This window comes from Campylobacter sp. CCUG 57310 (assembly GCF_013201975.1).
GTDB lineage: Bacteria > Campylobacterota > Campylobacteria > Campylobacterales > Campylobacteraceae > Campylobacter_A > Campylobacter_A canis.
The window spans coordinates 1,088,011-1,110,496 of record NZ_CP053845.1 but is presented as its reverse complement, the minus strand read 5'-3'; the positions used below and the strand labels follow the sequence as shown (position 1 = coordinate 1,110,496).

Genomic DNA, 22,486 nt, shown 5'->3' with positions numbered 1-22,486 from the left:
ACATTGTATAGTTTAAATAGATATTTTTATTAAAAAGCCGAGCCTATTAAATTTATTTAAATAGACTCGGCAAAAATGTTAATTTATATTGAACTATTTTCAATATGTTTTATTAGGGTTTCAATCTCTTTTGAATTTGCTTTTTCATTATATATTTTAAGAACTCTAACGGCGTCGTATTTTTGCCCTAAGTTATATTTTGACTTTGCAAAAATAACCCAACTTTCTTCGTTGTCGCTGTTAAGCTCGTTTGCTATAACAGACCATTTTTCGCTACTTTTATAGTCTTGTATATCGTAATATTTTTTAGCTATCAAAGTAGCAAGTTCAGAACTGTTTGTTTTATCAAATTTTGACTTTAACTCATCAACCGATATTTCAGGACCTGATGATTGGATTTGAATTTTAAATGAATTGTCTTCATTTTTATCAGTCATAATACTACTTTGTATACTATAAGTGTCGGCTTCTAGATTTATAGCCTCTTCATTTGGGGCAGTAAATAAGACTTGTTTTCTCAACTCTTGTATTTCTACTTCGCCACTTGCTTTTGTTTCAAAAGAAGCTTGAGCGTTTTCATTTAAATATATCCATCCTTGCTGATTTTGCTGAGAATTCGTCTGTGCTAAGGATGTTATATCTTGCTTTTCTATTTCAATGTTGTTTTCATTGTTTGCAAAATTATTATAATTTTGGTTTAAAAGAGTTCCGCTTGGTAGCTCTTCTGCTAAAGCTTCAGGTTCTTTTGTTGTTGTAGTGTATGAGCTATTTATATTAGGCTCTTTTGTTACAAAAGATTGTCTAACTTCTTGTGTTGTACTATTGGTGTTTGCCGCTGCAACTTTCATTTTTGGTTCTTCAAGATAAAAAAACACAAGCGAAGCTGTCGTAACAGAAGCCGCAAGCAAGGCTACCAATAAATAGTTATAATGGGTTTTTTCTTTAGAAATTGGAGTCGCTCTTTTTTTATCATAAGCCTTCCATTTTTTTTCTAATTCTAATATTTCTTGTACTTCAAGCATTTATAAGCTCCGATCTGATGGCTGCCATCTCTAAAATTTTTGTACTCATTGTGTCTGTACTAATTATTGTTGGTTGATTGTCTTCAAAATATTCATAAAGCTCAAAGAAATTAAACATAAATCTATTGAGCATTGTAAGACTTCCTCTTGTAAGATTGTTTATAAGTTCTAGTTGCTCATCTGTAAATTTTAAAAATTGATAATCAAATTTTTTAGATTGCAGTTTACTTTCCATATAAACTCTCATCTCATTAACTTCAAGAGGACTCATCTCTATACTTTCCCAAATTCTAGCTTTAAAATAGTCTTTTGTCAAGACATGTTCTTCATCTGTTTTGCGAATTGCAAATAGAAATTTAAAAAAACCGCTATCTGAAAGCAGGCGGAGTTTTTCTATCAAAAGCTCAGGGTAAAGTTGTGCTTCATCAAGCAAAACCGTAAAAACTTTTTTGTTTTCTTGGTTAAATTTTGATTTGTAAATCCTTGTAAATTCTTCGTAGTTTTGAATTTTTTCTATAGGTTTTTCCTTGAAAATTTCTTCATAAAGAGATGTCATAAATTCATTTTCATTAAAAAACGGATATGAAAAAAATACTATATCTTCTCTATCTTTTAAATCTTCTACAACTTTTTTTAGCAAAAACGTTTTACCACAACCCGGATTGCCATAAAATAGTATTAACTTAACAGGCTTTTCGATTAAATTTATAATCTTTTTATATGCTGCAAAAGATTTATCCAAATGTATAAAACTGCTATCTTTATTGTCTTCGGCAAAAAGATGTTTTATTACGGTGTATTTATTATTGCTCATACGTTGACCTTGAAAAGCCTAAATCCTTTAAAGTCTGTTTTATAGGCGTAGGCGATGAGATGTCTATAATTCTTGGTGTTATTATAAATACAAGCTCTGTTGTTTTGAGTTGATCTTTTGTGCTTTTAAACGCATGACCTAAAACAGGGATATCTCCAAGGAAAGGAACTTTAGTGTTTTCTTTGCCTTTGCTTTGAGCTATAAGACCTCCAAGAACTATAGTATCGCCACTGTTTACGTGAACTACTGTAGAAAGCTTCTTTTGGATTGTGTCAGGAGCTATTTCTCTTATGGCTGTTGTTTGTCTTGTGTCATCTTCATTATATTTAAAGCTACTTAAAGATGGATTGATTCTAAGCATTATTTTGTTATCGTCTGAAATTTCAGGAAGTATATTTAATAAAATTCCTATAAATACGGAGTATTGTTTATATGTAATTGTTGTCTTGCCGTTTAAGGCATTGTCGTTTGAGCTCTCTTGTTTGACTCTATAGTTGATATTGTCACCAACCGATATAAGAGCTTGCTGATTGTTTAAAGTGGCTATTTTTGGATTTGATACTACTTTGGTTTTTCCGTTTATTTCAAGGAAGTTTATAACTCCGTCAAGATTAAATGTAAAACCAGGTATTAAGTTTATACTTTGAGATAAACCTTTATTTAGACTATTTTGACCGTCTCTTGTAGACCAATGTATGGTGTTTCCCGGTGTTTGTCCATAAGTAAATTTTTGTATTTTGATTGGATTACCGGCAGCATCTTTTTGAATTTCCTCTGTCATTCCTATAGGGATAAATCTATTGAATAGTCCTGTTTTGAATCCTATACTGAATTTGCTCCAATCAATGCCTTTTGTATAGCTATTTGCAAGCTCAACAGATATTATTGAAACGTCTATTATGACTTGTTTTCTAAGGCGATTTTGAACATCTTCAATGTATTCTGAAACTCTTTTTATTTGTGCAGCAGTTCCTGTTACCGTAACAAGCCCTGCATTTGCATTTATGATTGGATCAGGGGCTACTATAGTTTCTGTGGTGTTATTTAAGATAGCTTTAATTTCGGCATCAAGCTTTTCCCAGAAATCAAATCTTTCAACTGTTCTAATAAGATTATCAAGCTTTCCGCCACCTTTTTTAAGATCATCCGCGCCTTCATCATCGTTTTCGCTGCCAACTTCTATAGGAGCCGAATCCACAGAAGCTTTTGTTATCGCAGTTCCCTCTCTAACTGATGTTATATAGTCTATCTTAAATGTTTTTGTTTGAAGGGCTGAAATTTTTAATGTCCCTTTTTCAAAAGTATAGTTGATGTTTTTTTCATGAAGCAAAATATTAAAAATTTCATTTAACGTCATGTCTTTGATGTTTATTCCTGAAACTTCTTCGTTTATAGCATTTTTTGCAAATTGATCTTTTGTTATAACACTAAAATTACAAAGATCTGAAAGTTGTGTTAAAATTTCTTGTATGGAAACCTGTTCGCTTATTTTCAGATTAAAAATTCTAGTTTTGCAACTATCCGTAGCCAATGCTGATGAAAAAGAAAAAGCTAAAAAAGCAATAATTGCTAATACTTTATTTAATTTTAATACCGACATTGTTTTTTCCTTGAGTAATATTTAATTCTAAATTTTGTTCTTTGCTGGCTAAAATTACACTTGATTTTTTAATTTTGCCAACTTTATATTCACCTATTTTCTCGCCCGTTTTGTACCATTTATTATTGATTTTAACTCTATCTCCAAATATAGCATGCAAGCTAAGAGTTAATCCCTCGCTTTCAGAGCTATTTGCATCTATTATTTTTGGAGTCGATTTTTGAACTAAAAATGGATCAGGAATTTTGCTTATATTGCTGTCATTTAGCCCTTTTCTTGGAGTATTGATAGCTTGAAAAATTTGATCATACTCCTGTATGCTCTCCTGATTGGTTTCTTTCAGTGTTTCATTTGCAAACATTAAACAACAAGATGCAATAATTATTGATATCTTATAAAATTTCATTAGTATTTCATCCCCCATACATAAATTCCTATATTTCCTATTAGATCTTTTTTGGTGGAGTTTATATCCATTGAATTTACATCTACCACCAAATCGGATTCTTCTATAGAATTTATATATCCTACTATATTTTTAAAGCTTCCTTCAAAGTCTATTTTAATGTCTAACACCTGCTCAATTTTCTGGGGTGTAGGATTTTTAAACTCGTTGGCTATTTTTACAATTTTTATATCGTTTTTGTCTGCTAAAAATGCTAAACTATCTAAAAATTTAGCCCAATTTTGTTCATTGAACAAAAGATAAGACAACTCTTTTAGCTTATTGTCAAAATATTGATTTGTGAATTTGGCTGTTTCAAGATTATCTTTTAGTACATTTAGTTTAGTTTGTTGCTCTTGAACTTTACTTGTATTATTTGTAGCCAAATAATTGTTTGTTTGATATAGCTTAGATGTTATATCTTGATGTTCTCTGGCTGTAGCGTCGTAAAAATCTTGCGCAGGATCCCAAGATAAAACATATGTAAGATATCCTACTAAAACTAAAACCCCCAAAAGTATCATGGATACTTCACTGCCTTTTTTACTATCGAAATAGTTGTCTATTTTTACTAAAGTGTTGTCTTTTTTCATTATTTAATCTTTACCGTAACGTTACTTTCGTAAGTTGGATTTGGTTTATTTTTATCAAAGATAATCTCTTGTGTTGTTATAGAGTATTTTATCTCGTTGCTTACGTTTTGTATAAATTCCGTAAGCTGTTTTTCGTTGTTGCTTAAAAGCATTATCGTCATATTTTTATCGTTATTTACGACCTTGCCTACTTTTATATCTTTTTCGCTTATTAGTTTTGTAAGTTCGTATAATACTACACTCTTCATGGGATAATTAGCTTTTTTATCATGAATTTCGGTTAGAAGATTTTTTCTAAAATCTATCTTTTCGTTTTCACTATCAAGCAGTTTTTTGATCTCTTCGTATTCAGCTCCGATTCTTGCAAGTTCGTTTTTGATCCTTGTCTCTTCGGCATGTGCAATATTGTATTCATCGGTTAGCTTGTTTACCTCTTGCTGAGTTATAAATCCTACTGCATATTGATATGCAGGATAAGCAAATGCCGCTAAAAATCCTGCAGCTACATACATTATAAGCTTTCCGCTATGACGCTTAAACAAAGGAGGAGGGCGTAAAAATGTTGAGAAGTTAAAATTGTCATTATGCTCTTCTTTGTAGTTTTGTGCAAAGAGAGTCATTGTGGTGCTTAAATTGCTTACTTGAATATCTTTTGTATTTATCGAAATTTTGATATCAAAGTTGCTTGTAGGTATTCCTACTCTGTTTTCTATGGTTCCGCATAGACCGCTTATGTTTATATCGCTTAATACATATAAATTTTGAATTTTTACATTATACACTCTGCTTATACTATTTAGTATATCGCTTAGATAATAAGCTATCTCGTCAAAAATTTGAGCCAAATGCTCTTTGTCTTTTTCATTTTCACTGTTTTGCAAAATTTGTATAAAAGTATACTCGTCTATTCTGTTTTCTTGAAGAACGGAGAATTTTTCGTTCATGTTTTTTATAGAGTATCTTAATGGCCTTGATTGGACATACTCGCCGTTTTGGTAAACCGCAAGAAACGCATCGTCGTTTTGTATAACTATAAATGCGTCTGTATTTTGAATAGGTATTAAATTTTTCTTATATAAAGCTCCAAACATCAAAGGAGCGGCAACTATATAGTCTATGTACGAGGTTTTTTTAGCTATCGGGTTAAAAAAATTACTGATAGCGGCACTTTCTATAACAAATAGATTAAATGTTTTGTTTTCCGATCCTATATTATTCGCTTCGCTATAAGTTATTTTATAGTCTTTTGAAGTATCAAGATCAAATTCTTCATAGGCTTTTATGGTTATAAGATCTGGAATATCGCTATCTTCAGTGGTTCCAGGAATCTCTACTGTGCCTATCATAAGATCCTTATATTTCAGATATGTTATAAAGAAGTTATCTTTACTCACTTTATCTATGCTGCATTGTGCAAATTCATTTTTTGAAAATATATATGAATCTTGTGTATATGGATCTATCGAGACAATGCCATTTTCGATCTTATTGCCGTTTTTTTTAATTTTAATTTTATCTTTTCCAAACATTTTAAAATCACTTTAAATTATAAAATTTGTAAACAATCAACTGCTATTTTAATAAAAAACAAATTAAAAATCAATAGTTATTTATTTGTTTTATAATTTTTTCATCCTTGCTCCATCCTTTTTTTACGATAACTACGAGCTTTAAAAAGATTTTTTTATTTGTTAATTTTGATATCATTTTTCGTGAATTTATACCAATTCTTTTGATTGTTTCGCCATTTTTTCCTATTATCATTGATTTGTGTAGCTCTTTATCCGTTATTATTGAGGCAAAAATTTCTATTATTTCGCTTTTTTCCTTAACTTTATCTATTAGTACATCCGTTGAGTAAGGTAACTCGTCGCTTAGATTGTCATATATCGCTTCAAGTATAAATTCTTTGTAGATTTCTTTTTCATTGGTAAGCGTTAAAAATTCAGGATCATAAAAATACTCATGCTCTGGCAAAAGCCTGCAAATTTCATCAAGCAACGGCTTTTTGTAAGTTTGTTTTTTGATGCTAAAAGGCATTAGGGCTGTAAATTTATCTTGAAATTTAGAATACTCAGATATTTTTTTTAAAATTTTATCATTTGATACTTTGTCAACCTTAGTTAAAACCAAGATGTGAGGCGCTGAAGGTTTTAAATTTAAAAATTTCTCATATTCATTAGCTGGGTCGTGAATCGAGGCTAAAAAAACAATCGCATCGCAATCGCTCATTGATTTTATCGCCTCGTTTATCATTAATTTATTTAACATTTTATCGCTTTCGTGAAGCCCGGGTGTGTCGGTAAAGATTATCTGATCTTCGCCGTTCATCACTATACCGCTTATCTTGCGCCTTGTAGCATTTTGCTTATGCGACACGATAGTGATTTTTTCATCAAGTAAGAAGTTTAAAAGAGAGCTTTTGCCCGCATTTGTTCTTCCTATTATGCTTACGAAGCCCGATTTCATAGTATGTATCTTGCCAAATCTTGATCTTTTATGATATTTCCCAGCCTGTCTTCTACGAGCGCCTTATCAACCTCTATCGTTTTTCCGCTGTTTTCGCTAGCTTCAAAGCTTATATCTTCTATTACTCGCTCGATCACCGCATGAAGCCTTCTTGCGCCGATATCTTCCATTTTTTCATTGGCGTTTTGGGCTATTTTAGCGATAGTTTTTACAGCTTCATCACTAAATTTAAGCTCTACGTTCTCGGTTTTCAAAAGAGCTTCGTACTGCTTTAGTAGCGAGTGTTTAGGCCGAGTTAAAATTTGATATAGCGCATCCTCGTCAAGACTGCTCAGTTCTACCCTAAGAGGAAATCTTCCTTGAAGTTCAGGTATGAGATCGCTTGGCTTACTTATATGAAATGCGCCTGCTGCGATAAATAGGATATGATCTGTTTTTATAACGCCAAATTTTGTAGTTACCGTTGAGCCTTCTACTATCGGTAGCAAATCCCTTTGCACGCCTTCTTTGCTAGGATCTTGCCTGCTTGAATTTCCCGAGCTAACAGCCACTTTATCAATCTCGTCTATAAATATAATGCCTTCGTTCTCGGCTCTTCTTAACGCTTCGGCCTTAATGCTTTCCATATCCAAAATTTTCTCACTAGCTTCGTTTTTAAGAGCTTCTTTTGCGTCTTTTACTTTCATCTCTTTTTTTGTAGTTTTGTTGCTTAATCCTATGATTTTTACAAAACTCTCTTGCATTTGAGCCATATCAGGCGGCACATTAGCTCCCGCGTCAAAGCTACTTTGCGTGATCTCGATCTCGATGTTTAGATCATCAAGGTCTCCGTTTTTAAGTCTCGTTTTCATCTTCTCATAACTTCTTTCATAATCAGCCTTTTTCTCTTCGCTTGCTCCAGTTGGAAGCGGTGGAAGAAGCTTTTTTATGATTTTATCCTCGACGTACTCATCAATTTTATCTTGATTTTTCTCTCTAAATTCTGTTTTTACAAGACTTATAGCAGCCGCAACCAGATCTCTTACCATAGACTCCACATCGCGCCCAACAAAACCGACTTCGGTGTATTTGCTTGCCTCTACTTTGATAAAAGGCAAGCCCATCATCTTTGAAAGACGACGTGCTATCTCGGTTTTACCAACGCCTGTTGAACCTATCATAAGTATATTTTTAGGCACAATGTCATCTTGCATCGATTTTTCAAGCTTCATTCTGCGATATCTGTTTCTAAGTGCAATTGCTATGATTTTTTTAGCGTCTTTTTGACCGATTACATAATCATCTAAAAATTTCACTATCTCTTTTGGGGTTAAATTCATTCTTTATTCTCTTCTAAAACATAAGTTTTTATATTTGTATTTGTGTATATGCAGACTTCTCCTGCTATTTTTAAGCTCTCTTTTACAAGCTCTTCTTCGTCAATTTGTGCAAATTTATCAAGGGCTCTTGCTGCGCAAAGTGCGAAATTTCCTCCGCTTCCGATAGCAGCTATCTTTCCGTCTTCGGGCTCAACCACATCGCCCGTGCCACTTAGCAGAAAAATTTTATCGCGATTTAGTACCAACATCATCGCTTCAAGTTTGCGCAGATACTTATCTTTACGCCACTCTTTGCTAAATTCTATCACAGCCTTTAGCAGATCGCCTTTAGCGTGCTCTAGGTTGTTTTCAAACATATCAAATAGATTAAACGCATCGGCAGTGCTTCCTGCAAAGCCCGCTAGAACCTTGCCGTTATGAATTTTGCGAATTTTAACTGCATTTGCTTTAAGAACCGTGTTGCCAAAGCTTACTTGCCCGTCTCCGCCGATCACGGATTTATTTTTGCCTTTGTAGGCTAGTATGGTTGTTGCATGAAACACTATTCGCCCTCGACTTCTAACTTAAGTTTAGCGTGAATTCCGTGTCCTAGCTTCACATCTACGTCAAAAATTCCTGTTGATTTTATATGTCCGTCGGTATCAAAGCTCTTTTTGTCTATAGCTAGATTGTGCTTTTCTTCAAGGGCGTGAGCGATCTCGTCTTTTGTAACAGCGCCAAACAGCGAGCCGTTAGCGCCAAGCGGTTTTTTTATAACCAGCTTTATATTTTCGAGTTGCTCTTTTAGAGTTTCTAAATTTGCAAGCTCGTATTTTAGCTCTTCGGCCTTTCTTTTTTGAGCCGCTTCATATTGGCGTAGCACATCGGGAGTTGCAGCTTTTGCTAAGCCTCTGCCTATTAAGAAGTTGTTTCCATAGCCGTCTTTTACCTCTTTTATCTCTCCTGCTTTGCCAAGAGATTTTACGTCTTTTATCAGTAATACTTTCATTGCTTATCCTTATTTAATTTAAATTTTAGTTAAATTTGCGCCCGTTTTTGCGCCCTATAATAAACCTTAACGCATTTAGCTTTATGAATCCGTCGGCATCTTTTTGATCATACACGTTATCTTCTTCGAAGGTACAAAACGCTTCACTAAAGAGATTATCGCTCTTGCTGTCTCTGCCTAGTATGATTACATTTCCTTTGTATAGCTCGACTTTTACGCTTCCGTTTACGTTTTCTTGGCTTTTGTCTATTAGTGCTTGAAGCATGATTCGCTCAGGCGAAAACCAGTATCCGTTGTATATTAATTCGGCGTATTTTGGCATGAGTTCGTCTTTAAGGTGGGCGGCTCTTCTGTCAAGAGTTATGCTCTCTATGGCGCGGTGAGCCTTTAGCATTATCGTCCCGCCCGGAGTTTCGTAGCAACCGCGAGATTTCATGCCTACCGAGCGATTTTCTACTATATCAAGTCTTCCTATGCCGTGTTTTGCACCAAGGCGGTTAAGTTCGGCTAAAATTTCCGCAGGACTTAATCTCTTGCCGTTTATGCTTACGGGATCGCCTTTTTCGTATCCTATCTCTATGATTTCGCTCTCATTTGGTGCGTTTTTCGGATCGACTGTCCATCTCCACATATCTTTTTCTGGTGCATTGGCTGGATTTTCAAGCACTAAGCCTTCATAGCTTATGTGAAGTAAATTTGCATCCATAGAGTATGGACTTTTGCCCGGTTTTTTTTCTATTTTGATACCATTTTTTTCCGCATAAGCCAGTAGTTTTTCCCTACTGTTTAGATCCCACTCTCTCCAAGGGGCAATTATAGTAAGATTATCTCCTATGGCGTAGTATCCAAGCTCAAATCTAACTTGATCGTTTCCTTTGCCGGTTGCGCCGTGACTTACTCCATCGGCTCCTATGCTTGCCGCTATCTCGGCTTGTCTTTTTGCTATAAGTGGTCGAGCGATGGATGTACCAAGCAGATATTCGCCCTCATAGATGGCGTTTGCTCTAAACATCGGAAATACAAAATCTCTTACAAATTCCTCTTTCAAATCTTCTATAAAGATATTTTCAGGTTTTATGCCAAGTTCAAGCGCTTTTACTCTTGCAGGCTCAAGCTCTTCACCTTGACCGATATCTGCGGTAAAGGTTATCACTTCGCATTTGTATTCGTCTTGAAGCCATTTTAAAATAATGCTCGTATCAAGACCGCCCGAATATGCTAAAACTACTTTTTTAACGTCTTTTTTCATAACAAAATCCTTATAAAAGTTAGATTTGTAATTTTAGCCAAATTTAATTAATTTCTACTAAAAATTTATCGTTTTTTGGGTGCCTAAGCTGATATCAAATTCTGATTTTGAAGCTCGCAAAATTATAATTACTTACTAGATTAAGAGTTTTTTGGATAAAATCGCTTTTATGAGAGTAGATAAATTTTTAAATACGGTTAATATTACCAAGCGTCGAGCGATTAGCGAAGATATGTGTAAAAGCGGCGTAGTAAGCATAAACGGAGTTGTGGCAAAGCCCGCTAAAGAGGTGAAAATCGGCGATAAAATTACGATTAAATTTTTAGCCAAAGAGATGAGTTATGAGGTTTTGGCTATCCCTGTGACGAAAAGTATCCCAAAATCAGCGCAAAGCGAGTATGTAAAAGAGCTATGAAAAAAGAATTTATACTAAATTTAGACGAGCTTGATGAACTGATTAAAATTTTGCCGCGAGAAGGAGTTATAATCCTAAAGGGCGATCTTGCAAGCGGTAAGACAACTCTTGTAAAAGCCATAGCAAAGGCTCATGGTGTAAATTCCGACGTTACCTCTCCTACGTTTTCGGTTATGCAAGGGTATGAAAACGGAATTTTTCATTACGATATCTACCAAAACGGCTTTGAAGGAATCATAAAAAACGGACTTTTTGAAAATTTCTTTGAAGAGGGCTTGCACTTAGTAGAGTGGGGCGATGACGAACTTGAAAATATGCTTAATAAATTTAATATAGATTATATAAAAATTTGCATAACTCCTCATGAAAAAGGAAGAAAATACGAGGTTTGCGGTGCATAAGCTAGAAGTTAAAAATTTACAAAAGACAATAAAAAAGACAAATATCATCAAAGGCATTTCGCTTGATATACAAAGTGGTGAAGTTGTAGGTCTTCTTGGTCCAAACGGAGCCGGCAAGACGACTACTTTTTATATGATCTGCGGGCTGATACCCCCAAGTAGCGGCAATATCCATCTTGACGGTGTCGATATCACAAATGTACCTTTGCACAAGCGCGCTCGCATGGGCATAGGATACTTACCTCAGGAATCAAGCATTTTTAAGGATTTAACGGTAGAAGAAAATTTGTTGCTCGGGGCTGAAATTTTATATAAAGATACAGCCGTTCAGGAGCAAAAAGTAGATGAGATGCTAAATTTGCTTAATATCGAGCCGATTCGCTTAAGAAAGGGCGTAAGTCTAAGCGGTGGTGAGCGAAGGCGCTGCGAAATCGCAAGAAGCCTCATAATAACGCCAAAATTTTTGCTTCTTGACGAGCCTTTTGCCGGCGTTGATCCTATAGCCGTTAGCGATATACAAAGCATAGTAAGAGACCTTAAGAATTTAGGCATAGGAGTGCTGATAACAGATCACAATGTGCGTGAGACTTTGGCGATTTGCGATAGAGCTTACGTTATAAAAGACGGCTCGCTTTTAGCCTCGGGAAACGCCAAAGAGGTTGCAAACGATAAGCTTGTTAAGACGCACTATCTCGGACAAGATTTTAAGCTTTTAGAATAATATGCTAAAGCAAACCGCATCTATAGCCCCCAAAGGCAAGCTTTCGCATACTCTTAGAAGTTGGCTTCCGATACTTAGTTCAAGTATCGAAGAGCTAAAAGAGACTCTTGAGCCTTTTGTGGCGCAAAATCCATTCGTCACGATCGAGCATAAAAATCAAAATTCATCTAAAAAGAACTTTTTTAGCGAAATTTCAAAAAAATCCTCAAGTGAAAATATCGAAACTTACAGCGTTTTTAAAGAGAGTCTATACGATAAGCTTTTGCCTCAAATAAACAAGCCGTTATTTCCTACTGAAAAATCCCAAATTATCGCAAATAAAATCATAGAGTGTCTTAGCGATGAGGGGTACTTTGAGTGGAGTGATGAAGTTTTTGCGGGCTTTGATAGGAGCGAAGTAGAGCGGGTTAGGGCGCGCTTTGCTTATCTTGAGCCTTGTGGCGTGGGTGCGGTGGATTATAAAGAGAGTTTTTTATTTCAGATGGGTGAATTTGAGCTTGATAGCGAGCTTGAAAAAGATGTTAAATTTATTATAGAGAATTTTGAAAATTTGCAGAATTTGGCGCAAAATTTAAAAAAAATGAAGCGATACGATGAGGCTATTTCTATCGTGCGTAAATTTAAAAACCCACCCGCGATCGAGCATCTAAGCGACTCGCCGGCTAAAATTCCAGATATCTTTATAAATACTTCCGGCGGAAGAGTTGAGATAGCTATAAATGATGAATTTTACCCTGAAATTTTGCTTGATACCGAAGGACTTGATGAGAAAAGCGAGTTTGTAAGCACGCGTATAAAAGAGGCAAAAGACCTTGTAGATGCTCTTGATATGCGAAAAGCTACGCTAAAAAAGATTGCTTTGATGATAGTTGAGTATCAGTATGATTATTTTTTTGGAGGCGATATAAAGCCCATGAGACTAAAAGATATCGCGGATGATTTAGGGCGCAATCCTTCTACTATTTCGCGCGCGATATCAAATAAATATCTTGTCTGCTCACGAGGCATGGTACCGATAAAAAGCTTCTTTTCGGCTGCTGTTGACGAGGAGATTTCAAATGCCGCTCTTAAAAATTTCGTCGCAAATTTAGTTAAAAATGAAAATCCTAAAAAGCCGTTAAGCGATCTTAAAATTTTAGAGCTTATCCAAAAGGAATTTAGCGTAAATATGGTCAGGCGAACTATTACGAAATATCGCAAGGCGCTAAATATCGCTAGCTCCAGCCAGCGCAAGAGAATTTATCTGATGCAAGGTTAAGCCGGACATTGTTTTATACTGTTTGGCGTGCAGGGTTTAGTCTAAATTCTACATCGAATTTTAATACATCTATATTATTGGCACTTAAAACACTTTTAAGCTACCATAATTTATGCGCTTATGAAAATTTCTTGCTCTTTAAAATACGGCTTCAAGCTTTCGTAGGCGTTTTGGATATTTTCAAATTTCATGCGATATTCGTCTTGAATTTTAGCCGATTTGCCTGCATGACGATCGGGATGATAGATTTTAACCAGCTCAAGATATCTACTTCTAACGCTTTGAAAGCTACTGTTTATATCGCATTCAAGCGTTTTAAAATGCTCGTCAAAAAGCCCTGCAAGCGCTGAAAATCTTTTTACGAATTTTTGTGAATTTTGTATGTTTATCTCTCTTTTGAATTTGATAAATTCGCTCTGCTTATAGTTAAAATTCACGGCAAAATACATATGTTCGTTTTTGCTAAATAGCTCGTCAAACCCTTTGGTTTGGCTGCTATTTTTGATTATTATCGTTAGATTATCTTGGTTTTCATCTGTGAAAATTTCCGAGTTTTTAAATTTTTGAGAGATGTAGCTTATAAAAAGAGCGTTTGGTTTTTCAAATTTGAAATTTACTTCGTTTTTTGCAAATTTTACATCGGCAGATATTATGATTTTAAGCGAATTTGGCTGCTTGTAAAGGAGCTTGATTGTCTTATACTCGGCAAATTTTATATCAAGCTCTTGGCTATGCGCTTTTTGGTAAAGTTTGCTTATAAATTTAAAAAAATATTTACGTTGCACAAGTTCACTCTCGTCATAAAACGATATAACTTTATGTTTTTGCCCAAGTGTTTTGGAAAAGTTTTTGTTCATCACGCTTTTAAGCTCGCAAAACAGCTTGCTGTCGGTTGTTTCTATGCTTAAGGATTCTAAAGTCTGCTTAACGTCCATAAATTTCTCCAATTTTAATTACGTTAATTAAAGCAATTAGCGTTCCATGCTACTCCAAACGGGCTCGACGTCCATTGCTACATATCCGGCTAGCTCCTGATAAGGCTTAAATTCGCCTTTGTAGGCTAGGCTAGGGCAGTTTTTGACGTAATACCCGAGATAAATCCAGTGCAAATTATTCTGTCTTGCTAAAAAAATTTGCTGATAGAGCGAAAATCTACCTAACGACAAATGCGAAAAATCAGGATCGTAATAGCAATAAATCGCAGAAATTCCGTCACTTAAAACATCAATCAGATCAACTCCTACTAGTTTGCCGTGGGCATAATATGAAACCTCTTTGCCAAACTCGTCGTGTCCCGCAACGTAAAGCTCATAATACTTTCTAAAATCAAGCTCGTAATACTTCCATTCACGCTTTTGCTCCATGAATTTATGGTATTTGCGGTATAAATTTAGATGCTCTTCATCTACTATGGGACTTGAGATGTATATTTTGGTGTCTATATTTTTAGTTATGGTGCGGCGAGCCGATCTGCCAAAATGAAAATTTAACGCATCAACTCTTATGCTTACACACTCTTTGCACTCTTTGCAGTTGGGCTTGGAAAAATATCTGCCAAACCTTCTAAATCCACGCCTTGTAAGCGCGTCATTAAGGTTAAAATCACAATCGCTTACATAGTTATACTCCATTCTTGAGTCTCTATCTTTAAGATACGGACATAGGCTTGGAAGCGTGGAAAAAGGGATTATCATATCTTCCTTATATCGCTATTTTTTACGTATTTCATGAACTCCTCTTGAAGAATCTGCTCCTTATGGGCGATAGCTTCTTCCTTGCTTACCGTGTGCTTTTTGACTTCTTTTTTAGGCTGTGTACCAAGTTCTTTTATCATTTCTTTTTTTATATCTTTTAAGCTGTCAAAAAAATCATTCATCCAAATTCCTTTGCTTTAACTTTCTGGCGTCTTTTACCTTTTGAATCGCCGCCGTAATGGCCGCTATGACCTCTTCATTGCTTTCGTTTTCTTTTGTTTTCATCTTTTCAAGCAGGGCAGGCATTTTATTTTCTACATATGAAGTGTCGAAAAACCCGCGTCTAAAGTCGCGCTCCTTGCTTATGCTTAGCAAAAACGGAATCGTAGTCTTTACGTCGCCTTCTATAGTAAATTCATCTAGCGCGCGGTTAAGTTTATTTACCGCCAAATCGTAGCTTGTCGCACGAACGATAAGTTTAGCTAGCAAACTATCGTAAAACGGCGGAATTTGATAGTCTTTGTAAAGATGACTATCCACGCGCACGCTAGGGCCAAGAGCGGGGTAATAACCTGAAATTTTGCCAGGGCTTGGGATGAAATTTTGCCAAGCGTCTTCTGCCGTGATACGAGCTTCTATGGCAAAACCTTGAGTAACGACATCGCTTTGTTGCATATGAAGTATGCCGCCTGCGGCTATTCTTATTTGCATCACTATAAGATCCACGCCCGTTATCTCTTCCGTTACGCCGTGCTCGACTTGAATTCTTGTGTTCATCTCCATAAAATAGAAGTTATTGTAATCATCAAGCAAAAACTCAACCGTTCCTGCGTTTGTATAATTAACCGCCTTTGCCGCAGCAACCGCAGTAACACCCATGCTTTTACGTAAATTTTCGCTTATGCTCGGACTTGGCGCGATCTCTAAAATTTTTTGATGTCTGCGCTGTATGGAGCAGTCGCGCTCGGCTAAGTGAATGATATTGCCGTATTTATCGCCCACTATTTGAAATTCGATGTGGCGCGGGTTGATGACGTATTTTTCCATAAATACCTCATCGTTATTAAAAAACGCCTTAGCTTCGCGTTTGCAGCTTTCAAAGCTACTTTCAAGCTCATCCTCTTTCCATACTACGCGAATTCCTCTGCCTCCGCCTCCGCCGCTTGCTTTTAATATAACCGGATAGCCGATCTTTTCGGCAAAAAGCTTGATGTCTTCCATTGTTTCGTTATTTAGCTTTTCGGTACCGGGAACTACGGGAATTCCGTTTTTGCTCATGAGGTAGCGTGCTATGTTTTTATTACCCATTTTTCGGATGACATCGGCGTTTGGACCGATAAAAATAAGCCCGGCATCTTGAACTTCTTTTGCAAATTCGTAGTTCTCGCTTAAAAATCCATATCCCGGATGTATAGCGTCCGCTCCGCAGGCTTTGGCAACCTCTACGATACGTTTTGCGTCAAGATATCCTTTGATTGGATCTATGCCGATTTGATATGCTTCATCAGCTACTTTTACATGCAGACAATCTTGATCGGGCTTTGTGTATATGGCTACGTTTTTGATATGCAGGTCTTTGCAGGCGCGAATTATGCGAACCGCTATTTCGCCTCTGTTTGCGATTAAAATTTTATGTATCACTTTTTCCTCACTCTTAAGGCTTTTGGGAGTTTTAAGAATTATACAAAATTTTATTTTGAAATTTTAAAATAATCCCAAAATGCTTCGCCTTGTCTTTATTGATTATTTTTACTGACAAACTAAAATTTAAATTTCATAACGATAGCATAAAGATTTTTTATTGATGATTAAATTTGATAAATTTTAAGATTTTATGGTTAAATTTCATAAATTCCAAAGAGTTTTTAAAATTTATGAAAGATTTAAGAAAGGTTTGGTTATACTTCGAGCCTTACTTAATTATATAGTGCGCTCGTAGCTCAGCTGGATAGAGCATTTGATTGCGGTTCAAAAGGTCAGGGATTCGAATTCCTTCGAGCGCACCATTTTATTTAACATCTATAAATATACTTTGTTTCTCTACATTACCTATTCATTTCATACAAATCAACATTGTTTTAATTTTCCTACATTTAAGATTTTGCAATTAAATATTTAGTATGAATTTGATTGCTTCTATTAATTAAAAAAGCAGTATAATCAAAATAAGAAATTTAATAACAGTAGATTAATGAAATCAAATTTAAAAGGAGAGCCAATGAAAGGATTAGCAGGACTTTTAGTCGTAGTTGCGATTTTTGGAGGAATTTTCTTAAAGTATTACAATCAAGTTCCAACACTTGACGAGACAACCAAAGAGAAGTGGTCGCAGGTGCAAAACCAGTATAAGAGGCGTGCTGATCTGATACCAAATTTGGTTAGCACCGTGCAAGGATATGCGGCTCATGAAAAGAGCGTATTTGCAGAAGTTACCGAGGCTAGAAGCAAGGTTTCTCAGATAACCATCAATGCAAACGATGCTAGCGATCCTGCGAAGATAAGAGAGTTTATGGAGGCTCAAAGACATCTTGGAGGCGCTTTATCAAGGCTTATGGCTGTGAGTGAAAATTATCCGCAATTAAAAGCGGATCAAAATTTCCTAGCTCTTCAGTCTCAGCTTGAAGGCACTGAAAACCGTATCGCTGTAGCAAGGAAGGACTATATAGCTTCGGTTAAGGAGTATAACCTAGCTCTTAGAACTTTTCCCGGAAAATTTGTGGCTCAAATTTTTCATCCCGAGGCTAAGCTGAAAGATACTTTTGAAGCCGCTGAGAGCGAGCAAAAGACACCGGAAGTATCGTTTAAATAGCAACCAAAAGGAGCTATTATGAAAAAGATCTTGTCGGTTTTGCTTCTTTTTGCGGCTATTTTTGCTGCAGAGTTAAATTTCCCCCACCTTACCGGCAGAGTAGTCGATGAGGCAAATATACTAAGTAATTCGGCAAAAGAGAATTTAACTAAAATTCTTGCAAATCATGAATCAAATACTACAAATCAAGTTGTTGTAGTAACTTTAAATTCTCTTCAAGGAAGAAGTCTGGAAGAGTACTCTCTTGAGCTTGGTAGATACTGGGCTATAGGACAAAAAGATAAAGATAACGGAGTATTGTTAGTAGTAGCTCCAAACGAAAAAGAAATTCGCATAGAAGTAGGATACGGTTTAGAAGGATCATTAACGGATGCTATAAGCCATGAGATAATACAAAGAGTAATCATCCCCAAATTTAAAGATGGAAATTTCGAACAAGGTATATTAGACGGCGTAGCTAAAATAATAGATTTCATAGATGAAGACAGCGGGAATGATTATGTGGGAGATCCTATCGAAGATATGTTCTATACGCTTTTATCTGGTGTTGTTGGTGGCTCGTTTGTCTTGGTTTTTCTTAGTGGACTATTTAAACATAGGATAGTAAGTGATATTGCTACTTCTATGCTGATATCTGGAGCACTTGGATTTTTTATCGGAGTTTTGGCTATTTTGTTTACTGGCTCAGCCATGACCGCAATAGTGGTGGCCATGATTGTGACGATCACAGTTTTTGTGTTTGTCTTTAACAGCATAAGAAAGATGCCAATAGGACTTTTGAAAAGCGGTGGCTTTGGTGCCAGTAGCAGCAGTGGAGGCTTTAGCGGTGGAAGTAGTGGTGGCTTTAGCGGTGGTGGCGGAAGCTTCGGTGGTGGAGGAGCTAGCGGAAGGTGGTAAAGCTATAAGTGGATTTTGTTTAAACAATATAACTTTGGCTATAAAATTTAATAAAAAATTTTAGTTTTTAAAAGCTTTTTAAATTTAACTTAAGAATCAAGCCGTATTGAATCTATTCTAGCAAATCATATAATCTATACTTTTTTGTAAAAATATAAACAAATTTTAAAAATATCTATAAAAATCTTAAAAATTATATCTGTATTTTATTTTTTATATTATAAAATAAAAAATAAATATCGGCAACTGAATTTGTTTGGGAATTTACATTAAAATTACGCAAAACTGCTAAAGTTCGAAATTTTATATTATACGCTGATTATTAGATGTGATTTTAAGGAGTTTTTGATAGTATGGGCGCAGAAAAACAGTACTTTGTAAAAGAGAATGAATTTATCGTTTCAAAGACTGACACAAAGGGTAAAATTACCTATTGCAATGAGCCGTTTTTACGCATAGTCGGAGCAAAGGCAACCGATCTTCTTGGCAAACCTCACAATATCATACGTCATCCCGATATGCCAAGAGTGGTTTTTAAGCTTTTGTGGGATAGAATTAAGGCTAAACAAGAGATTTTCGCCTTTGTAAAAAACAAAAGTTTCGACGGCGGATTTTACTGGGTTTTTGCAAACGTTACAGCCTCTTTGGACGCTCAAGGCAATATCGTGGGATATCACTCGGTAAGAAGAAGGCCGAATGAAAATGCCGTAAAATTTATAGAAGGCGTTTATAAGCAGCTTTTAGAGGCTGAAAAGAGCGGTGGGATGGATGCTTCAAGCAAGTTGCTTGAAAAAATCTTAAAAGAAAACAATACGACTTATGACGAGTTGGTTCATAAGTTGCAACGTGGATAAAAGATGGATTATTCTTCAATTTTTAAAGATATAAAAGAGATAAAAAACGAGATTGAGGTGCTTTGTCAAACTAAGATAGAAGACGAGTCTATAAATATCAGTGTCGCTGAATTTAGCTCTTTGGTTGAGTCTATCAAGAAGCATGATATTTTGGATGAGCGCAAGGATAGTATGTATTTTAAAAATGTCTTTGACAACGAGGATTATTATAAAAACATAAGCATATATCTTGATCAGATAATTAGAAAAATTTCTATAAAAACCGAAAAAAAAGGCGTAAGCTTAGAAGTTAGCGATATGCTTGCAAAAGCTTGTCAAAATATAAAATTTATAATCGGCGTTTTAACGGTAGAGTATGGAAATTTGCTCAAAGAGGACTCAAAGCGTTGGATTTCAAGAAATGGTGGTCAAAGACGTAAGATCAAAACCGCTTTAGCCGAACTCATAGAATTTCAAAAGAGACTTGACGAAACTCTTAAGACTAGAGCCGTAGTTATATCTAATGTAATCTTAAAAGAATTTAAGATGCTTTATAAATTTTTTCTTTATAGTATCAAACTTGCCAAAGAGAGACACGATGAGCTACTTTTGGTTGAGATTGCAGGAATGACGGACAAGATTATATCTATGATAGAGCCGATATTTAGCGATGAGAGCCTAAAGACCGATGAGTTGATATATTATTATTTGACCTATGAGCTAAAAGAACTTAAGGTCGATTCTATTGGTGAGAAGTTATCTTAGCTAAAATTTCATCGACTATTTTTTGAGAGCCGTTGGGGCTTATTTGAGCGCTTAATCGGCTTGAGATTTCTTCTAAATTTATTGAACTTATAATATCTAAAATTTCATTTTTATCAATTTTGCCATCTTTTTGAAAGCAAAATTTAGCCAAATTCTGATCTACCAAAAACTTAGCGTTGTAAAATTGATGATTTTTAGCCGCGTGAGGGTAGGGGATAAATATCGTCGGCAAACCGCTTGCGCAAAGCTCCCATAGAGTGCTCGCTCCGGCCCTGCTTACGGCAAGATCGGCAGCGCTCATCTTGGCTTCTATCTCTTTGCTAAATTCAAACAGATCAACTTCAACTTCTAGCTTTTGATACTCTTTTTTTAACTCGTTAAATCCGTTTTTGCCGCATTGATGAATGATATTTACACCCATATTTTTTAAGTCTAAAGCCAAATTCAAAGCAAGCTCGTTTATAGCCGCCGCACCTTGCGAACCGCCTAGAAAGATTATGTTTTTAAGTTCGCTTCTAACTCTTGACTTTTCAAAAAATTTGCTTGCGACAGGGTAATCAAATTTAACTTTTTCGTAAGAGCTAAAAAATCCTTTGGCAAAAGGTTTTAAAATTTTATTAAGCTTGCCTGTTACGGCGTTTTGTTCATGGATAAAAAGCGGCAAATTTGAGATAATTGCTGCAAATGCCGCAGGAGCCGCACTATATCCACCTACGCTTATAACGGCTTTAGCGTCAACCTCTTTAAAAATTTTACTGCATTTAAAGGCTAGATTAAGTATATTCACAAGCGAAGCAAGCTTGCTAAAGCCTCTTTTGTTTACTACTCCTTTGCTTGGCAAGAAAATTTTATCTTCAAAATTCTCATCGTCTTTAAACCACATCATATCCTGCCCGCTGGATGAACCGACAAATATAGTCTTTTCGCCTCTTCTTACAAGCTCTTCGTTTAGACTTTTAGCAATCGCCAAATGACCGCCGGTTCCGCCTCCGCTTATGATGATCATCCCTTTGCCCTTTTACTTACCATTAGCACCATGCCTATACCTATGCAAAGCGCAAGTATAGAGCTTCCTCCATAGCTTAAAAACGGCACGGCGATTCCTTTGATCGGTGTGATTGATGTGATGCCGTAGGAGTTCATTAGAAATGAAAGGGAGATAAGAAGCCCGATACCTAGGCTAAATAGGTGATACACTTTGTTTTCGCTTCTTGAAGAGACTCTAAAAATTCTATAAAGTAAAAAAATCACTATAAAAGTAATTGCCGATACGCCAAGTACCCCGATCTCTTCGGCTATGCCTGCTAGCACGAAGTCGGTATGAACTTCGCTTAAAAATCCAAGCTTAAATACTCCTGCACCAAGCCCCTCACCGAAAAATCCCCCATGTTTTATAGCGTTGAGCGAGTGTGAAATTTGATAAGGCTCAGGAGCATCAGCTACTCTTAGAGCGTTTGCTAAATTCTCAGGAAGCATTGATAAGACCATGTTTTGTATCGTGCCCCACCATGATTTGATACGTAAAATTCTATGCTCGGAGGTTGCTATGGCAAGAGTTGCAAGCGCGATTGCAGCTATCGCGCCAATTCCAAACAGTCTTAAGCTTGTGCCCGCAAAAAACGCCATCATGATAAGAGTAAGGGCTAAAACCACCACTTGCCCAAGGTCGTTTTGCAACACGGCTATAAGATAAACCACGATCAAAAACAAAAAGGCGTAAGGCAGGATAAGCTTAAATTCCTCTTTTAGGCTCTTTTTACTGTCATCTATCTTTCTTGCAAAGCTCCACGCTAAAAAATACACAAATCCGATCTTGAAAAACTCAACCGGAGCTAGTGAAAAACCGGGCAAGCGTATCCAGCGTTTAGCTCCTCCGGCATCCGTTACCATCGAGCTTGGAAGTGCGTGCATAAGCCCCATGGATAGCCCGCAAACGATAAAAAGCGCAAACCCTATCCAAACAAGCGCTTTGTCGGGATTAAGTAGCGATATACTCCACATCAAAAATATGCCCAATGCACCTACCGCAAGCTGCCTGATAAAAAAATGATATGTTTCGTAGTTGAAGTAAAGCACCGCAAAAACAGGCAAAGATAGCGAAAAGATAATGCCTATAGTAATAAGTGCTACACAGGCGTAAAATATCTGTCGATCTACTTGCAAAATCTCTCTCCGCTTTTTAAATTGGGCTTTG

The 22,486-nt window shown here is 36.0% G+C and carries 25 protein-coding genes and 1 tRNA gene; 9 read left to right on the top strand and 17 right to left on the bottom strand.

What is annotated here, in order from left to right:
- Positions 1–83: 83 nt before the first annotated feature.
- The 11 genes from CORI_RS05470 to CORI_RS05420 all read right to left on the bottom strand — a co-directional run bounded on the left by CORI_RS05470 (position 84) and on the right by CORI_RS05420 (position 10,499).
- Positions 84–1,022, bottom strand: a complete 939-nt coding sequence (locus CORI_RS05470) for a transformation system protein (RefSeq protein WP_173031137.1) — start codon at positions 1,020–1,022, stop codon at positions 84–86.
- Entirely contained in the window at positions 1,015–1,836 is an 822-nt protein-coding gene (locus tag CORI_RS05465) for an ATP-binding protein (RefSeq protein WP_173031136.1), read from the bottom strand. The genes CORI_RS05470 and CORI_RS05465 overlap by 8 nt, the downstream gene beginning before the upstream one ends.
- Complete coding sequence (gene mshL / locus CORI_RS05460; protein ID WP_173031135.1) at positions 1,826–3,436, bottom strand: pilus (MSHA type) biogenesis protein MshL; 1,611 nt, start codon at positions 3,434–3,436, stop codon at positions 1,826–1,828. Before mshL ends, CORI_RS05465 begins: the two co-directional genes overlap by 11 nt.
- On the bottom strand, positions 3,414–3,860 hold the full coding sequence (locus CORI_RS05455) for a hypothetical protein (protein ID WP_173031134.1): 447 nt from the start codon (positions 3,858–3,860) through the stop codon (positions 3,414–3,416). Before CORI_RS05455 ends, mshL begins: the two co-directional genes overlap by 23 nt.
- Positions 3,842–4,474 carry a type 4a pilus biogenesis protein PilO gene (gene pilO / locus CORI_RS05450; RefSeq protein ID WP_173031133.1) on the bottom strand — a complete coding sequence of 211 codons (633 nt, stop codon included), beginning with the start codon at positions 4,472–4,474 and terminating at the stop codon, positions 3,842–3,844. Before pilO ends, CORI_RS05455 begins: the two co-directional genes overlap by 19 nt.
- On the bottom strand, positions 4,474–6,003 hold the full coding sequence (locus CORI_RS05445) for a hypothetical protein (RefSeq protein WP_173031132.1): 1,530 nt from the start codon (positions 6,001–6,003) through the stop codon (positions 4,474–4,476). Before CORI_RS05445 ends, pilO begins: the two co-directional genes overlap by 1 nt.
- Before the next feature lie 70 nt (positions 6,004–6,073).
- Entirely contained in the window at positions 6,074–6,943 is an 870-nt protein-coding gene (era, locus tag CORI_RS05440) for a GTPase Era (RefSeq protein ID WP_173031131.1), read from the bottom strand.
- Positions 6,940–8,262: an HslU--HslV peptidase ATPase subunit gene (gene hslU, locus CORI_RS05435; RefSeq protein WP_173031130.1), complete on the bottom strand. Its 1,323-nt coding sequence runs from the start codon at positions 8,260–8,262 to the stop codon at positions 6,940–6,942. Before hslU ends, era begins: the two co-directional genes overlap by 4 nt.
- On the bottom strand, positions 8,259–8,804 hold the full coding sequence (gene hslV, locus CORI_RS05430; protein ID WP_169974538.1) for an ATP-dependent protease subunit HslV: 546 nt from the start codon (positions 8,802–8,804) through the stop codon (positions 8,259–8,261). Before hslV ends, hslU begins: the two co-directional genes overlap by 4 nt.
- Positions 8,804–9,250, bottom strand: a complete 447-nt coding sequence (gene rplI, locus CORI_RS05425; RefSeq protein WP_169974540.1) for a 50S ribosomal protein L9 — start codon at positions 9,248–9,250, stop codon at positions 8,804–8,806. Before rplI ends, hslV begins: the two co-directional genes overlap by 1 nt.
- Positions 9,251–9,275: 25 nt before the next feature.
- Positions 9,276–10,499, bottom strand: a complete 1,224-nt coding sequence (locus CORI_RS05420) for an argininosuccinate synthase (protein WP_173031129.1) — start codon at positions 10,497–10,499, stop codon at positions 9,276–9,278.
- Positions 10,500–10,668: 169 nt separating this feature from the next.
- Here CORI_RS05420 and CORI_RS05415 point away from each other — a divergent pair, with 169 nt between their 5' ends.
- The 4 genes from CORI_RS05415 to CORI_RS05400 are packed head-to-tail and all read left to right on the top strand — an operon-like array spanning position 10,669 to position 13,294.
- Positions 10,669–10,914: an RNA-binding S4 domain-containing protein gene (locus CORI_RS05415; RefSeq protein WP_172201152.1), complete on the top strand. Its 246-nt coding sequence runs from the start codon at positions 10,669–10,671 to the stop codon at positions 10,912–10,914.
- Positions 10,911–11,315 (top strand): tRNA (adenosine(37)-N6)-threonylcarbamoyltransferase complex ATPase subunit type 1 TsaE, encoded by a 405-nt coding sequence (gene tsaE, locus CORI_RS05410; protein ID WP_173031128.1) that lies wholly within the window; start codon positions 10,911–10,913, stop codon positions 11,313–11,315. Before CORI_RS05415 ends, tsaE begins: the two co-directional genes overlap by 4 nt.
- The gene (lptB, locus tag CORI_RS05405; RefSeq protein WP_173031946.1) at positions 11,308–12,036 is read left to right on the top strand and encodes an LPS export ABC transporter ATP-binding protein; all 729 of its coding nucleotides are present in this window, start codon (positions 11,308–11,310) and stop codon (positions 12,034–12,036) included. The genes tsaE and lptB overlap by 8 nt, the downstream gene beginning before the upstream one ends.
- Before the next feature lies 1 nt (position 12,037).
- On the top strand, positions 12,038–13,294 hold the full coding sequence (locus CORI_RS05400; protein ID WP_173031127.1) for an RNA polymerase factor sigma-54: 1,257 nt from the start codon (positions 12,038–12,040) through the stop codon (positions 13,292–13,294).
- Between the two features lie 110 nt (positions 13,295–13,404).
- Here the strand turns inward: CORI_RS05400 and CORI_RS05395 are convergent, their stop codons facing one another.
- The 4 genes from CORI_RS05395 to CORI_RS05380 are packed head-to-tail and all read right to left on the bottom strand — an operon-like array spanning position 13,405 to position 16,629.
- Positions 13,405–14,241 carry an adenylosuccinate lyase gene (locus CORI_RS05395; RefSeq protein ID WP_254064887.1) on the bottom strand — a complete coding sequence of 279 codons (837 nt, stop codon included), beginning with the start codon at positions 14,239–14,241 and terminating at the stop codon, positions 13,405–13,407.
- Positions 14,242–14,265: 24 nt separating this feature from the next.
- Positions 14,266–14,988, bottom strand: coding sequence for an arginyltransferase (locus CORI_RS05390; protein WP_173031126.1), 723 nt, complete (start codon positions 14,986–14,988; stop codon positions 14,266–14,268).
- Positions 14,985–15,170, bottom strand: coding sequence for a hypothetical protein (locus CORI_RS05385; RefSeq protein WP_173031125.1), 186 nt, complete (start codon positions 15,168–15,170; stop codon positions 14,985–14,987). The genes CORI_RS05390 and CORI_RS05385 overlap by 4 nt, the downstream gene beginning before the upstream one ends.
- Positions 15,163–16,629, bottom strand: coding sequence for an acetyl-CoA carboxylase subunit A (locus tag CORI_RS05380; protein ID WP_169940771.1), 1,467 nt, complete (start codon positions 16,627–16,629; stop codon positions 15,163–15,165). The genes CORI_RS05385 and CORI_RS05380 overlap by 8 nt, the downstream gene beginning before the upstream one ends.
- 288 nt (positions 16,630–16,917) lie before the next feature.
- On the opposite strand from CORI_RS05380, the gene CORI_RS05375 reads away from it, so the two are divergent.
- The 5 genes from CORI_RS05375 to CORI_RS05355 all read left to right on the top strand — a co-directional run bounded on the left by CORI_RS05375 (position 16,918) and on the right by CORI_RS05355 (position 20,292).
- Positions 16,918–16,994: transfer RNA gene (locus tag CORI_RS05375), tRNA-Arg, on the top strand.
- 212 nt (positions 16,995–17,206) lie between these two features.
- A complete protein-coding gene (locus CORI_RS05370; RefSeq protein WP_173031124.1) occupies positions 17,207–17,797 on the top strand; it encodes a LemA family protein in 591 nt (196 codons plus the stop codon).
- 18 nt (positions 17,798–17,815) lie between these two features.
- Positions 17,816–18,694, top strand: coding sequence for a YgcG family protein (locus CORI_RS05365; protein WP_173031123.1), 879 nt, complete (start codon positions 17,816–17,818; stop codon positions 18,692–18,694).
- A 353-nt stretch (positions 18,695–19,047) separates the two neighbouring features.
- Positions 19,048–19,548, top strand: a complete 501-nt coding sequence (locus tag CORI_RS05360; RefSeq protein ID WP_173031122.1) for a PAS domain-containing protein — start codon at positions 19,048–19,050, stop codon at positions 19,546–19,548.
- A gap of 3 nt (positions 19,549–19,551) precedes the next feature.
- Positions 19,552–20,292, top strand: a complete 741-nt coding sequence (locus tag CORI_RS05355; RefSeq protein ID WP_173031121.1) for an imidazole glycerol phosphate synthase — start codon at positions 19,552–19,554, stop codon at positions 20,290–20,292.
- Here CORI_RS05355 and murG read toward each other — a convergent pair.
- Both murG and CORI_RS05345 read right to left on the bottom strand, forming a co-directional pair.
- Complete coding sequence (murG, locus tag CORI_RS05350) at positions 20,270–21,298, bottom strand: undecaprenyldiphospho-muramoylpentapeptide beta-N-acetylglucosaminyltransferase (RefSeq protein ID WP_173031120.1); 1,029 nt, start codon at positions 21,296–21,298, stop codon at positions 20,270–20,272. The two genes, CORI_RS05355 and murG, sit on opposite strands and share 23 nt — an antisense overlap.
- Complete coding sequence (locus tag CORI_RS05345) at positions 21,295–22,455, bottom strand: FtsW/RodA/SpoVE family cell cycle protein (RefSeq protein WP_173031119.1); 1,161 nt, start codon at positions 22,453–22,455, stop codon at positions 21,295–21,297. The genes murG and CORI_RS05345 overlap by 4 nt, the downstream gene beginning before the upstream one ends.
- Positions 22,456–22,486: the final 31 nt, after the last annotated feature.

Coding starts and splice junctions, on each gene's coding strand:
- CORI_RS05470 (WP_173031137.1), bottom strand. CDS start 1,022: ATGCTTGAAGTACAAGAAATATTAGAATTAGAAAAAAAATGGAAGGCT.
- CORI_RS05465 (WP_173031136.1), bottom strand. CDS start 1,836: ATGAGCAATAATAAATACACCGTAATAAAACATCTTTTTGCCGAAGAC.
- mshL (WP_173031135.1), bottom strand. CDS start 3,436: ATGTCGGTATTAAAATTAAATAAAGTATTAGCAATTATTGCTTTTTTA.
- CORI_RS05455 (WP_173031134.1), bottom strand. CDS start 3,860: ATGGGGGATGAAATACTAATGAAATTTTATAAGATATCAATAATTATT.
- pilO (WP_173031133.1), bottom strand. CDS start 4,474: ATGAAAAAAGACAACACTTTAGTAAAAATAGACAACTATTTCGATAGT.
- CORI_RS05445 (WP_173031132.1), bottom strand. CDS start 6,003: ATGTTTGGAAAAGATAAAATTAAAATTAAAAAAAACGGCAATAAGATC.
- era (WP_173031131.1), bottom strand. CDS start 6,943: ATGAAATCGGGCTTCGTAAGCATAATAGGAAGAACAAATGCGGGCAAA.
- hslU (WP_173031130.1), bottom strand. CDS start 8,262: ATGAATTTAACCCCAAAAGAGATAGTGAAATTTTTAGATGATTATGTA.
- rplI (WP_169974540.1), bottom strand. CDS start 9,250: ATGAAAGTATTACTGATAAAAGACGTAAAATCTCTTGGCAAAGCAGGA.
- CORI_RS05420 (WP_173031129.1), bottom strand. CDS start 10,499: ATGAAAAAAGACGTTAAAAAAGTAGTTTTAGCATATTCGGGCGGTCTT.
- CORI_RS05415 (WP_172201152.1), top strand. CDS start 10,669: ATGAGAGTAGATAAATTTTTAAATACGGTTAATATTACCAAGCGTCGA.
- tsaE (WP_173031128.1), top strand. CDS start 10,911: ATGAAAAAAGAATTTATACTAAATTTAGACGAGCTTGATGAACTGATT.
- CORI_RS05400 (WP_173031127.1), top strand. CDS start 12,038: ATGCTAAAGCAAACCGCATCTATAGCCCCCAAAGGCAAGCTTTCGCAT.
- CORI_RS05390 (WP_173031126.1), bottom strand. CDS start 14,988: ATGATAATCCCTTTTTCCACGCTTCCAAGCCTATGTCCGTATCTTAAA.
- CORI_RS05385 (WP_173031125.1), bottom strand. CDS start 15,170: ATGAATGATTTTTTTGACAGCTTAAAAGATATAAAAAAAGAAATGATA.
- CORI_RS05370 (WP_173031124.1), top strand. CDS start 17,207: ATGAAAGGATTAGCAGGACTTTTAGTCGTAGTTGCGATTTTTGGAGGA.
- CORI_RS05365 (WP_173031123.1), top strand. CDS start 17,816: ATGAAAAAGATCTTGTCGGTTTTGCTTCTTTTTGCGGCTATTTTTGCT.
- CORI_RS05360 (WP_173031122.1), top strand. CDS start 19,048: ATGGGCGCAGAAAAACAGTACTTTGTAAAAGAGAATGAATTTATCGTT.
- CORI_RS05355 (WP_173031121.1), top strand. CDS start 19,552: ATGGATTATTCTTCAATTTTTAAAGATATAAAAGAGATAAAAAACGAG.
- murG (WP_173031120.1), bottom strand. CDS start 21,298: ATGATCATCATAAGCGGAGGCGGAACCGGCGGTCATTTGGCGATTGCT.